General features: G+C 43.3%; 10 protein-coding genes and 1 tRNA gene. 7 read left to right on the top strand and 4 right to left on the bottom strand.

Translation table 11 applies throughout. The features are described 5' to 3' along the window. The first annotated feature begins 77 nt into the window (after positions 1-77). Both P8X24_RS05805 and P8X24_RS05800 read left to right on the top strand, forming a co-directional pair. Complete coding sequence (locus P8X24_RS05805) at positions 78-455, top strand: 30S ribosomal protein S6e (protein WP_372914493.1); 378 nt, start codon at positions 78-80, stop codon at positions 453-455. A 102-nt stretch (positions 456-557) separates the two neighbouring features. Then, entirely contained in the window at positions 558-1,319 is a 762-nt protein-coding gene (locus P8X24_RS05800; RefSeq protein ID WP_372914492.1) for a hypothetical protein, read from the top strand. Here P8X24_RS05800 and P8X24_RS05795 read toward each other — a convergent pair. The 3 genes from P8X24_RS05795 to P8X24_RS05785 form a co-directional block, all read right to left on the bottom strand. Continuing rightward, positions 1,285-2,031 (bottom strand): DUF2110 family protein, encoded by a 747-nt coding sequence (locus P8X24_RS05795; RefSeq protein WP_372914491.1) that lies wholly within the window; start codon positions 2,029-2,031, stop codon positions 1,285-1,287. The genes P8X24_RS05800 and P8X24_RS05795 overlap by 35 nt on opposite strands. A 6-nt stretch (positions 2,032-2,037) precedes the next feature. Beyond that, positions 2,038-2,586 (bottom strand): transcription factor E, encoded by a 549-nt coding sequence (gene tfe / locus P8X24_RS05790; RefSeq protein ID WP_372914490.1) that lies wholly within the window; start codon positions 2,584-2,586, stop codon positions 2,038-2,040. A 100-nt stretch (positions 2,587-2,686) separates the two neighbouring features. Then, positions 2,687-2,968, bottom strand: a complete 282-nt coding sequence (locus tag P8X24_RS05785; RefSeq protein ID WP_068321048.1) for a hypothetical protein — start codon at positions 2,966-2,968, stop codon at positions 2,687-2,689. Between the two features lie 104 nt (positions 2,969-3,072). Between P8X24_RS05785 and P8X24_RS05780 the strand changes: the two genes are divergently transcribed. The 4 genes from P8X24_RS05780 to P8X24_RS05765 all read left to right on the top strand — a co-directional run bounded on the left by P8X24_RS05780 (position 3,073) and on the right by P8X24_RS05765 (position 8,304). Next, positions 3,073-3,150: transfer RNA gene (locus tag P8X24_RS05780), tRNA-Lys, on the top strand. A gap of 455 nt (positions 3,151-3,605) precedes the next feature. Beyond that, on the top strand, positions 3,606-5,438 hold the full coding sequence (locus P8X24_RS05775; RefSeq protein WP_372914489.1) for a DUF460 domain-containing protein: 1,833 nt from the start codon (positions 3,606-3,608) through the stop codon (positions 5,436-5,438). Beyond that, the gene (topA, locus tag P8X24_RS05770) at positions 5,435-7,489 is read left to right on the top strand and encodes a DNA topoisomerase I (RefSeq protein ID WP_372914488.1); all 2,055 of its coding nucleotides are present in this window, start codon (positions 5,435-5,437) and stop codon (positions 7,487-7,489) included. Before P8X24_RS05775 ends, topA begins: the two co-directional genes overlap by 4 nt. 23 nt (positions 7,490-7,512) lie before the next feature. Then, complete coding sequence (locus P8X24_RS05765; protein ID WP_372914487.1) at positions 7,513-8,304, top strand: methyltransferase domain-containing protein; 792 nt, start codon at positions 7,513-7,515, stop codon at positions 8,302-8,304. Here P8X24_RS05765 and P8X24_RS05760 read toward each other — a convergent pair. Beyond that, entirely contained in the window at positions 8,280-8,699 is a 420-nt protein-coding gene (locus P8X24_RS05760; RefSeq protein WP_372914486.1) for a HEPN domain-containing protein, read from the bottom strand. The genes P8X24_RS05765 and P8X24_RS05760 overlap by 25 nt on opposite strands. Positions 8,700-8,835: 136 nt before the next feature. On the opposite strand from P8X24_RS05760, the gene rgy reads away from it, so the two are divergent. Continuing rightward, on the top strand, positions 8,836-12,483 hold the full coding sequence (gene rgy / locus P8X24_RS05755; protein WP_372914485.1) for a reverse gyrase: 3,648 nt from the start codon (positions 8,836-8,838) through the stop codon (positions 12,481-12,483). The last annotated feature ends 184 nt before the right edge of the window (positions 12,484-12,667 follow it).

The raw sequence follows: 12,667 nt of genomic DNA, 5'->3' as shown, positions 1-12,667 counted from the left end.
AAACTATTTAAATTTTCATGCATCGGGCTAAGGGGGAACCCGATGAATCCCGCTGATGAAAGTGGAGGTGGGAGGAAATGGCGACGTTCAAGTTGGTTATATCTGACCCAAAGAGCGGGATAGCAAAGCAGATTGAAATCACTGGAGATGCTGCAGAGAAGCTCATAGGAAAGAAGATAGGAGACCAAATACCAGTTAAAGAGCTTGGAATAGACCTAAACGCAGTATTTGGCAAGGAGTTTCCAGAAGATGTAAAAATGGAAATTAGGGGAGGAACTGACAAAGACGGCTTCCCAATGAGACCAGACGTACATGGGCCAAGGAGAGTTAGGATACTCCTTTCAAAGGGACCGGGATTTAGACCAAGGGAGAAGGGTGAGAGGAGGAAGAAGACGGTAAGAGGTAACACAATAAGCCCTGAAATAGTTCAGGTTAACGTTAAGTTAGTATATTAAAGTTTTTAATATCCTGCTTCTTATCATTCTTTGCGCGGCTCAGGCCGGCTGAAGCCGAAGCGATGGGGCCGCGCTGGATCAGGCTACATCGGGGTGTTGCTTTTGATATCACTAACGATCTTAATTTTAATTTTAGCTCCAGTATTGCTAATTACGATCATCTGGGATTCAAAAGAAAGTCAGTATCTGATTATAGCATCCCTTTTATATGTGCTTCTTCTTCCACAGAAGTATTTTCCCATGATAATTTTAATACCGGCGGTATTTACATTAGCACCAAAATTTGCTAGAGAAATGGGGTTTTTGATCCTTGGCCTATTCCTAATGGATCCTCAGGTAAGAGAAGGACTCACACCAATTAACATCTTAATCCTTTCAGCGTTTAGCCTGGTATTGGCCCTGAGGATATCACCTCTTCCCTCTGGAAAATTTACAAGAGCGCTTTATACTGGAATTCTGGGTATTCTATCTGGACTCCTTGGAATATTCATTCCTCCACTCCCTCTACTCTCAATAGCGCACATGATTGTATTTCCGCTAACTCCTCTGAGTTATGCGTATGCCTTTATAACTGTATTAACGTCCGTGGTACTCCATGAACTTGGACTCTATTCTTTTCCAGATCCAACGCTTCCAAGCCCCAAGATCTTAACAGCAATTGCTGTCCCCATAGTTATAATTATTTACTCAATTTACGTTGAGAAAGGGAACATATTAAGAAAAAGACAGACACTTACATTATTGGTATTCTCCCTATTTATGGCTCCCTTTATCCCCTATGCAACGCAAGCGTTTGTTCTGCTTTTGGCGGCTACCAGTGTTAGGTTAGTCATCTCTCTCCCTCATCCCGAGGAAACTTTATAGCTCCTATCTTGGCTGGCTTTATATATGGTCCTATTTCCTTTATAATTCCTGGAGCGTGGGTTCCTTTTTTTAAGATCAGCATAGTTTCCATAAGTCCAAGTTCTTCTATCCTTCTAACGTCTCTGCTATGGCCGGTTTCCACTAGCGCCCTCTCAACCTTCTCACTAATCGTTCCAACGATGAATAACTTATCGTACTTATCACTTGTCCATCCTTTTATCTTTTTGATCCACCTCTCCGTGAAGTATGCTTCAATTTCCTGGGCTAGTCTTTCAACTTTTTCTATTCTAATTTCTACTGGGAGATAGTCTACCCATCCAAACTCCCTTATCATTTGTCTTACAGGCTTTTCCCCAAATGTCCGCTTGAGCCAGTATAAGGGGACTAGAGCATCTTTGGGTCTTGGTTTTAATATTCCTATGTCAACATAAATGCCATATCCAACTTTACCAAGATCTATTAACCGACCAAAAAAGACATCCCCTTCATTTATATTCGACAGTGAATAAGGAATTTCACCCCATTCCTCTCTAATAAGGTTCATCGATATCTCCTCATCCTCCCCTTCAAGGGTTATCTTAACCCACTGCCTTGTAGTTATGGAAATTTTCCAGTTAACATCTAAATCTCCAATTAACGATTTTAACCTTTTATTTAACTTATTAAACCCGCTCCTGTCCCCATATATCTTTTGGGGAATCATGACTTCCATGACCCTTCACTTTTTCCTACTTTTTTTAGTTTTAGATTTTGGAGGTTTTCTGAGGCCTAACTCGATTTCCAGTTCTTCAATTCTCTTTTTGAGTTCTTCTATTATTGCTGAATTATCGTATTCATGAAGTATCTCCCCGCATATTGGACACGTAAACCCGTACTCAAAAGCTTCATCAAACGTTAACTTTGGATGTCCTGGGGTGCCGCAATGATAGTACACTTCATTAGTCTCTTCTTGTAACATTTTCTTTAGTTTTTCAAGTTCCTGCATTTTCCTAGCCCTAATTATTTCGGGCAATCTTTTAGTTTCTATGTGCCAATAATAGTAGTACCATCCCGTTTCATCATCTCTTATTCTCTTAAAATCCGCCAACTTAGCATCGTAAAGTGCATAAAGAATCTTCCTGACTGTATTAACCCTAATCCCAGTAATTTCAGCAAGCTCTTCATCAGTAGCTTCTCCTTTCTTTTCGAGAGCTTTTATAACCTCAACAGCTTCTTCCCCTCCGATATCTCTTGCTATTTCAAGAAGGGCCTTGCTCCTTCTGGCCATCCCCTTGACCTCCCAATTTTAACCACTTCTCCCAATGAATTAATATGGACATAACCCTATATATACTTTAAGGAAGATATTCAAGAAGGGTGGGGAAAGATCATTTCGTCAAATACTCATCGACAAGCTCTTTAGCGGAGGGTTTATATATCTCAAGAACTTCAATATCCTCTATTACATTTCCCTCTCTTAGCTTAAGCTTGACTTTTCCACCATAAACCTGCAAATCGAGAAGACCATAGACCACATCCTCTGCCTCTATTGGGCTCTTAAACTTCATAATGTACTCTCCATCTTCAGTGATAAGCTTTACCCACCACTCATTCTTTCTCTTAAACGGTCTGGTAACTTTTGGCTTGAACTTCTCGATGATTACTTCCAACTATGTCACCCCCACCTCTCTGAAGTTGCTGGCCCCTCAGGGATTTATCAACATAGCTCTCCACAAAAAAGCTTATAAAACTTCTGGCGAGTTACTCATCGGGTGGGCCGGTAGCTCAGCCTGGTTAGAGCACCGGGCTTTTAACCCGGTGGTCGCGGGTTCAAATCCCGCCCGGCCCGCCAAAGTCATTCTAACTTCTTTTGTCTTTTGGAAGCAAATTTTTATGTAAAAGCCTCATTATAATGGCCTCCTCAATAAATTGACTCCTATTTCTCGTAATCTTATCAAGAACATCGAACACAACTGGATCGAGCGTGATGCGGACAGGTATCCTAACTCTCTTTTTGGTTTTTGAGCCATATCACTCTTCCCATTAGTGTGGCGCACCATCGTTATATATCACCATCGTTATATATTATGCACAACTGGCTTTATAACCCTCTTAAAGGTTCTAAATAATAAGAGAGAATCGACGAGGTGATGAGTCATCCTAATTATCGGAATTGATATAATCAGTGAGAATCCCAAAAGGTTTGCTGTTGTAACTTGGTTTAATGGAAAGATTGAGAGAAAGGGAGAGTTTAACTTATATCGACTAATCCGGTTTATTAGGGCCAAGAGACCAGACATAATTGCCATGGATAGTGTTACCGAGTTAGGGGAGGATTTGAGGAAGTTCCTTCGTGCACTTCCCGAGGGGACCAAATTAGTTCAAGTAACTGGAAGACCAGGGGAACAAAGATCACTGTGGAGTTTAGCTAAGGAGCACGGAATTAGGATTACGGATAAGTTCGATCCATACGAGGAAGCAAAGGTTGCTGCCCTTCTCGCTTCTAAAGGAGTTGGTTATGAGGTCTTAGCTTTTGAAGACGAAGTCTTAATAACGGTAACTAGGGGAAGGAGTCAAGGGAAAGGAGGATGGAGCCAAGATAGGTACAGAAGGAGGGTGCATAGCTTAGTCCAGGCTAAGGTTAGACAGATTGAGGAAGCCCTCAGGAGGGCAGATATACCCTTTGACTTGGAGATAGAGGAGAGGGATTACGGCGTCTCGAGAGGAGAGTTCAAAGTTTATGCCAGCAGGGAGGAGCTTGCAGGGTTGGTAAAACCAATGCGAGGTGGAGACGTTGAAGTTAGGATAAAGCCAGTCGAAAGGAAAGTTCTTGAATTCGTCCCCCTAAAGGCCGAAACTGCAATAGAGGAAAGGAAGAGTATCATAGTTGGTCTGGATCCTGGGATAACCGTTGGGATCGCCGCGATAGACCTTGACGGTAAGGTACTTGCAATATACAGTGAGAAGAATATGGCCCTAAGCGAGATAGTCCGGTTTATAAGTGAAATTGGGCATCCGGTGATAGTTGCCACCGACGTTAATCCTGCCCCAGGATTAGTTGAAAAGATAGCAAGGTCGTTTAAAGCACAACTTTTCGTCCCCAAGGAAAGCCTCAAGGTGGAAGAAAAGAATGAACTCTTAAGGAACCTCGGAATTTCCGTTGAAGATGATCACCAAAGGGATGCCCTGGCCGCCGCCTACAAAGCATACCTAAGGTACAAGCCAAAATTCGAGCACATTGAAGCCAAGTTAAGAGAAGTTGGCTTATGGAAGAAAAGAAACGAAATAAAAGCTCTCGTTTTAACGGGATACAGCCTCGGAGAGGCCATAATGAAAGTTAAGCTTGCTGAGAGGCCAAAGGAGGAGCATCATGAAGATGTTAAGCCCGAGGTTGATGTAACACCCTACATTGAGAAGATAAAGGCCCTCGAAGAGGCAATAACGGAACTTGAGAGGGAAAATGCCGAGCTTAGGGCGGTAATCGAAGAGCAAAGGAAGATTATTGAAAGGCTGGAGAGGAAACTTGCTGAATTTGATGAAGAAGTAAGGTTTAGGGTCCTGAAAGAGCGTGAAATTAGAGCAAGAGATGAAAGAATAGCTATTTTGGAGAAGAAGCTAAGAGAAGAAAAAGAGAAAGTTGAAATTTTAGCAAGAAAACTTGCTCAAACTAGGAAGATGCATAGACTCGAGCTTAGTGGAAAAGTGTACCCGATGAAAGTTCTTGAGAGCCTAACTTGGAAGGCATTAGAGGAGCTTGAAGAAGATATCGGAATAAAGAGAGGCGATATATTATACGTGATAAACCCCGCCGGGGCGGGAAAGAAGATAGCAGAGCACCTCGTAAAGAAAAAGATAAAAGCCATAGTTTCCCAAAAGGAGTTGCCAGTTTCAGTTTATGAAGTGTTCAAGGAAGAGAGAATCCCCGTCCTGCTCGAGGGAGAGGATATCGAGGTAATAAGACTTGATGACTTTGCCGTTGTCAAGAGGGACGAGCTTGAGGAGGTTATTAAGAGGAAAATTAAGGAATGGGAGGAGGAAGAAAAGAGGGAAGAACTAGAGAGCGTCTTGAGGGTGATAGAGGAATACAGGATAGAGAGAGTTAAGGAGCTCATCAGAAGGGCAGAGGAGGAGAGACAATGATACTAATCATTGCCGAAAAGCCCAATGTTGCAAGGAAGATAGCTGGAGCTTTAGCCGAGGGAAGACCTGTAAAGAAGAGCCTTTTTGGAGTCCCATACTACGAGCTCTTCAGGGATGGTAAAAAGTTAATCGTTGCCCCCGCTGTGGGCCACCTCTATGGGCTAGCTCCTAAGCAGGATTTCTTTGGCTACCCAATATTCGACATAGAGTGGGTTCCAGTTTATATAGCCGAAAAAGGAAAAGAATACGCTAAGGACTACATAAAGCTTCTCTCAATCCTTGCTAAAAGGGTTAAGGAGTTCGTAGTGGCATGTGACTATGATACCGAAGGCGAAGTTATAGGGTACACAGCTCTCAAGTACGCCTGCGATGTGGATCCCAGGAGAGCGAAGAGGATGAAGTTCTCCGCGCTAACTAAGAGGGACTTAGTGAAGGCATGGTACAATCTTGAGCCTACAATAAACTTTGGAATGGCAAATGCCGGAATCGCAAGGCATGTGCTTGACTGGTACTGGGGAGTAAACCTATCTAGAGCATTAACCCACGCAATAAAGAAGGCTAGCGGAAAATGGATAGTCCTAAGCACAGGTAGGGTTCAGGGGCCTACATTAAAGTTCCTTGTTGAAAGGGAAAGGGAAATTCAGAATTTCGTTCCAAAGCCTTACTGGGTTATAAAGCTTATCCTTGAAAAGAATGGGCAAAAATTCACCGCCAATTACGAGAAGGACAAAGTCTGGAATGAGAACGAGGCGAAGAGAATAGTTCTCGAGGCGAAGAAAGGGCCAGTAAGAGTAGCCGATATCGAGGTTAAAAGACAAAAAAGAAATCCGCCGGTTCCCTTTGACCTTGGAACCCTGCAGAGAGAAGCTTACTCCGCATTTGGTTTCAGCCCCAAGAAAACCCTAGATTTGGCTCAAAGCCTATACGAAAAGGGATTCTCTTCTTACCCCAGGACTGAAAGTCAAAAACTACCAAAGAACTTGAACTTTAGGTACATAATTCAAAGCCTAGCCAAGATGCCCCAGTACAGGCCCTACGCCCATGTTCTCTTAGGCATGCCCGAACTTAAGCCAGTGGAGGGCAAAAAGGAAGATCCAGCACATCCAGCAATCTATCCAACGGGTGAAGTTCCCAGACCCGGCGACCTAACAAAGGACGAGGAGAAGCTCTATGACATGATAGTTAGAAGGTTCCTCGCGCTATTTATGGAACCCGCCGTAAGGGAGAGCGTAAAGGTCACCATTAAAGCTGGCCCTCACAAGTTCATACTTTCTGGTGGCAGGACTGTCAAAGAGGGATGGCTTGCTGTTTACGGAAAGTACGTTAAGTTTGAAGAGGTAACTCTCCCAACGTTCCTAGTTGGAGAGAGAGTTAAGGTTCTACAAATAAAGAGGGAGAAAAAGAAGACCAAGCCCCCAGCAAGGTATTCGCCAGCTGCCGTAATAAAGAAGATGGAAGACCTTGGCTTAGGAACAAAGGCGACCAGAGCTCAAATCCTCGAAACACTATATCAGAGGGGCTATATAGAGGGGAAGAAGAGCATAAAAGTAACTCCCCTGGGAATGAAAGTTATTGAGACCCTAGAAAAGTACGTCCCTGAGATAATCAGCGTTGAGCTAACGAGAGAATTCGAGAAGAAGATGGAACTTATAATGCAGGGAAAGCTCACTAAAGAGGAAGTCATCGAAGAGGCAAAGCAAAAATTAACCAAGATACTTGAGGAGTTCAAAAAGAAAGAACTCGAAATTGGCACTGAGCTGGCTAAAATAGTCGTCGGAGAAGATAAGGTAGAAAAACCTCTCGTAGTTGGAAAGTGTCCAAAGTGCGGAGGAGATCTAATTGTTAAGTACAACAAGAAAACGGGAAAGAGATTCATTGGTTGCTCAAACTGGCCTAAGTGCGATGTTACCTATCCAATCCTTCAGAAAGGTGAGATAATCCCCACAGGAAGAACGTGTTGCAATGGTGCCCCCATAGTCATAATTAAGGATGGGAAGGAAAGGAGGGTGATCTGTCTCGATATGAACTGCAAGGGGTGGGAAGGTATTTAAAATAATTCACCTTTATTCATCCTATGTCACTTGAAGAACTATACAGGTATCTAAGGTGGAGAATGGATCCCGAAGATGAAGGGGCAAGGAAGCGATTCCAGAGGATAGTTGAGGTGGCAAAAAAGCTTGAACTTCCAAGAAATGGGAGAATACTAGATATCTGTGCTGGAACGGGAATAGCGGGCGCCTTTGCTTTAGCTACCAACGCCTCAAAACTTACAGTTCTTGATATGAGAAGAGATGATTTGGAGAAGGTCGACGAGTGGATTAGGATTTCAGGGAGAGAAGTACAAGTAGATAAAGTCGTTGGAGACGCTAGAAGTGTTCACGAGCTCGTTGGAGAACACGATATCGCAGTGCTTTGGGGATTGACGATGCCTCACTTCGATGCATTTGATGCAATAAAACTGTTTGCTTCAGTTGCCCTAATCCTCTCGAAGGATGGATACTTCGTGATCGAAGAGACCGATAGAGTTTATGGGATAATGTACATGATAGGTTATAAGGACTTCCTCGTTGAGAGCGAGGGGGAAGATTATCAGCTGGTGTCGGTGCATTCAGGCTACGATAAGAGGAGGGGAGCATTTAAGAGGACTTATTATAAGCTTCCAGGGTTCGAGAAGGTCACTGAAGAATACCACAGGCTCTGGGATCTAGCCTCTCAACTTGCCATCGGCTTAATATTCTTTAAGGAGTACAAGCTTCTTGATAGATTTCAGCATGGAGTGCATGGAGTTTCCGATGTCATAGTATTCAGAAAGCCAAGAAAAAATGTTGCAGAGGAAATTATTCATTCTCCGCCTTCGACCTTTTGAACTGCTATTCTTTTTCCAAATTCCACTAATTCCTTTGCATAATTTATCAGCTTCCTCGCTATCTCTTCCGAGTAGTACTCGTAGGGAGAACCTTCAGAGTATGCTAAGGGATACCTTGATGTTATGTAGTTCCTGTCAAGCTCCATTGCCATATTATAGAGTTCCTCAGGTACCTTAATTCCATGCTCCTCTAAGGCTTTAAGGAGTTTCGTTATGGAGTGACCTGGGAGCATAATTCCGAGAGCCCTTGTTATTGCTTTCATTGCTAATTCCGCCGCTTGCTGTGCCTTAAAGCTTGCCCACTCATAATCTTTATGCTCTAAATCCCTCTCTGCAGACTTTAATGTTCTCTCCGCTTGTCTTATCCACCTGTCATACTCACTACCTTCGAACATTTCTCATCCCATAGGTAGTTATTTCCAGTGAGATATAACTATTTCTGAATTAGATAAGATTAATTTTCTGATTTAGGGCCCTTAGAAAACCTTTTTAAGAAGGAATAAGTCGAAGTAAAAGTAAGAGGGAGAAGTTATGAAGGCGATTTATAGGGGAATGTGTCCAAACTGTAGCGGTGCCATAACCGACGATAGGCTTGCCAGCAAGAATCCGTGTGATGCGTGCCTTGATGAGCCTGAAATTCATGAAGATTACTTCAAGCTAATAGCGGCTGTGAGGAACGCTCTAAAACTTAGGGGAACGCTAAAAGAGTGGGAGGAGGTATACAGGTTAAATAAAGAGGTTGGAGATGTTGAGGAGTTCTTTAAAAAAGCCACAGGCTTTACGTTTTGGAGTGCTCAGAGAACCTGGGTTAAAAGAATAATCAAGGGGAAGAGCTTCTCCATAATCGCCCCCACAGGAATGGGGAAGAGCACATTTGGTGCCTTCATTTCGATATACTTCGCAACTAAGGGAAAGAAAAGCTACATTGTAGTTCCGACAACGCCTCTCGTAATCCAGACAGTTAAAAAGATAAAGGGAATGATTGAAAGGGCTGGCGTTTCTGTAAAACTTGTCTACTATCACGGCAATTTAAAGAAAAAGGAGAAAGAGGAAGCCCTAGAAAAAATAAGATCAGGAGATTTTGACATCCTTGTAACGTCAAGCCAGTTTTTGGCGACTAGGTTCGATGAACTTTTAAAGGACAAGCACTTTGACTTGATATTCGTTGATGACGTTGATGCATTCCTTAAGGCAAGTAAGAACATAGATAGGTCACTTTTAATGCTTGGCTTTAATGAGGAGATTATAGGGAAGGCCTGGGAGATAATAAAGCTGAAGAAGCAACTAGCAAAACTTCTTTCAAAGGAGAATTCTAACGAAGAAATAGAGAAGCTAAACAAAGAAATCGAGAAGCTTGAGAGGGAAATTGAGAGGTACAAAAGAGAAAATGAGATAGGAATTCTAATAGTGGCATCTGCTACGGGAAGCGCGAAAGGCGATAGAATTAAGCTTTATCGTGAACTTTTGGGCTTTGAAGTTGGAAGCGGGAGGAGCGTCCTTAGGAACATAGTTGACACATACATAATCCCAGATAAGAGCATGGAGGAGCATGTTGCAGAGTTGCTGAAAAAGCTGGGTAAAGGAGGCTTAATCTTTGTCCCAATTGACAAGGGAATAGAGTATGCGGAGCACCTAGCCAATTATCTGAGGGAGAGAGGCTTCAAGGTTGAGCTAGTCTCCGCTAAGAACAAGAAGGGATTGGAGCTCTTTGAGCAGGAGGAGGTAGATTATCTGGTTGGCGTCGCAACTTATTATGGAACCATAGTTAGGGGGTTAGACCTGCCTCACCTTATAAGATTCGCAATATTCACAGGGGTTCCAAAGTTCAGGTTTTCTCTTGATCTCGAGCAACCTACAATCTACAGGGTTCTTGGCCTAATGAGTGAAATCCTTGAGTTCCTACCTGAGGAAAGGAGGAGCGAGGGAGAAAAATTATACGCAAGGCTCAGGAGACTTATCAGGAACATTCCCCAGTTTGAGCTTATGAAGATAGAGGAAGCCCTAGCGGAGAGCCTAGAGCTTGAAGGGTTCCACAATCATGTCCTTGAGGTGTTCAGGCAGGCCGTTGAGTTCTTGAGATCTGTCCTCAAGGATGAGGAAGTTCTTAGGAAAATAGCCGAAAATCCCTTCCTAAGCTTAAAGAAAGAGGGTGAGAAGTGGTACATTGAAATTCCAGATGTAAGAACCTACATCCAGGCAAGTGGAAGAACGTCAAGACTCTTTGCTGGAGGAATCACAAAGGGGCTCAGCGTTATCCTTGTCGATGATCAGAAAGTCTTTAATGGCCTAGTGAGGCAAATGCGCTGGCGCTTTGTAGAGTTCGAGATAAAGAGGTTCGATGAGATCGACCTTGAGGAGATCCTCAAGGAGATTGATAGAGATAGGGAAAAGGTAAAATTAGTAATTGAGGGCAAGATAAGCGAGCAGGTAAAGGATCTCGTAAAATCCGCCTTAATGATTGTGGAGAGTCCAAATAAAGCGAGAACAATAGCGAACTTCTTCGGCCAGCCAAGCAAGAGGAGAATTGGAGATCTTGTCGCTTATGAGGTCAGCATTGGAGATAAGATGCTCACGATATTAGCCAGTGGGGGCCATATGTTCGATCTCGTCACCACGGAAGGTTATCATGGAGTTTTAATGCTTGAGAGGGAAGGAAAGAAGTATTTCGTTCCCGTCTATGACACAATCAAGAGGTGCAGGGATTGCGGTCACCAGTTTGTTGACTGGGAGCAGAAAGGGGTTTGCCCTAAGTGTGGAAGCAGAAACGTTCATGACGCCCTTGAAAACGTCAAGGCGATGAGAGATCTTGCCCAAGAAGTTGATGAGATATTAATCGGTACAGACCCAGATACAGAGGGAGAGAAGATAGCCTGGGATATAAGAAACGTTCTATCTCCATATGCCCCGAACATAAAGAGGATAGAGTTCCACGAGGTAACGAGGCCAGCAATTCTCAAGGCGATAAAGGAGGCAAGGGACATAAATGAGGACAGGGTAAATGCCCAGCTCGTCAGGAGAATAGAGGACAGATGGATAGGGTTTGAGCTGAGCCAAAAGCTGTGGCAAGTCTTCGAGAACAGGAACCTCTCCGCGGGTAGAGTTCAAACTCCTGTCCTGGGATGGATAGTCCAGAGGTACAAGGAGTTTACCGAGAGTGAAACGGACTTCCTGGGGATAACCCTTGAAAACGGCATAAGCGTGACCCTTGAGGGGGTTAAAGGCAAAATTGAGGAGGTCACGGTTAAGGAGGTAACGATAGAGGAAAGGGAAATCAATCCACTTCCACCGTACACCACCGATGCAATGCTTCAGGATGCTTCAAGGTTCCTGGGCTTTTCTGCAACGAAGACCATGCAGCTAGCCCAGGATCTTTTCGAGTTAGGTCTAACGAGCTATCACAGAACTGATTCAACTCACGTGAGCAATACCGGAATAGAGATAGCTAAGGAGTACATAACCCAGGAGATTGGGGAAGAGTACTTTGCTCCAAGGAAGTGGGGCGAAGAAGGGGCCCATGAAGCGATAAGACCAACAAGGCCTATAGATACTGGAAGGCTAATTCAGCTAATTAGAGACGGCATAATAACGCTCCCCAGGAACTTAACGAGAGACCATTTCAAACTTTACGATATGATATTTAGGAGATTCATAGCAAGCCAGATGAAGCCGGCTAAAGTTGTCTATGAAAAGGCAGTCCTCGAGACCCCGTTTGGAGACGTTGAGGTTGAGGGATATATTGAGGTACTATATGACGGGTGGTCTAAGGTAAAGCCGTTACCCCTAAAGCAGATGCCTAAGCTCGAGAAGGGCCAGAAGATCAAGGTGAAAGATGTAAGACACTGGAGAGCTCCAAAGGTATCACTGTACACCCAGGGTGATGTTATTGCACTAATGAAGGAGAGGGGAATCGGTAGGCCCTCAACCTACGCAAAGATTGTCCAGACTCTCTTACAGAGGGGCTATGTAATAGAAACAAAGGGTAAAAAGAAGCTGGTTCCCACAGATAAAGGAATAAAGGTCTACCATTATTTAGTAAGCAAATACAAAGACTTAGTAAGCGAGGAAAGGACAAGACAATTGGAGAAAATCATGGATGATATTGAAGAAGCTAAGGCCAATTATCAGGAAGTTCTTAATGAGCTTTATGAAGAAATTCGGAGATACGTCACATCTTCCTGAATTCAATTTTCCTTTTCCAAGTTAGTGTTCCATATTTGGAACTATTAATCTGCATTTGGTTAGCATGGTATTATCAAAAATCTTATTAGGTAGAAATTATATGCATAACCATGCAATCCAGCTATGAAGATAATAAGTATTTAGCTCTTCGATAATATAAGGTTAAAGCTTTATAATAATGTGG

Source organism: Pyrococcus kukulkanii (assembly GCF_041647995.1).
Classification (GTDB): Archaea; Methanobacteriota_B; Thermococci; order Thermococcales; family Thermococcaceae; genus Pyrococcus.
This window is presented reverse-complemented; position numbering and strand designations above follow the sequence as displayed.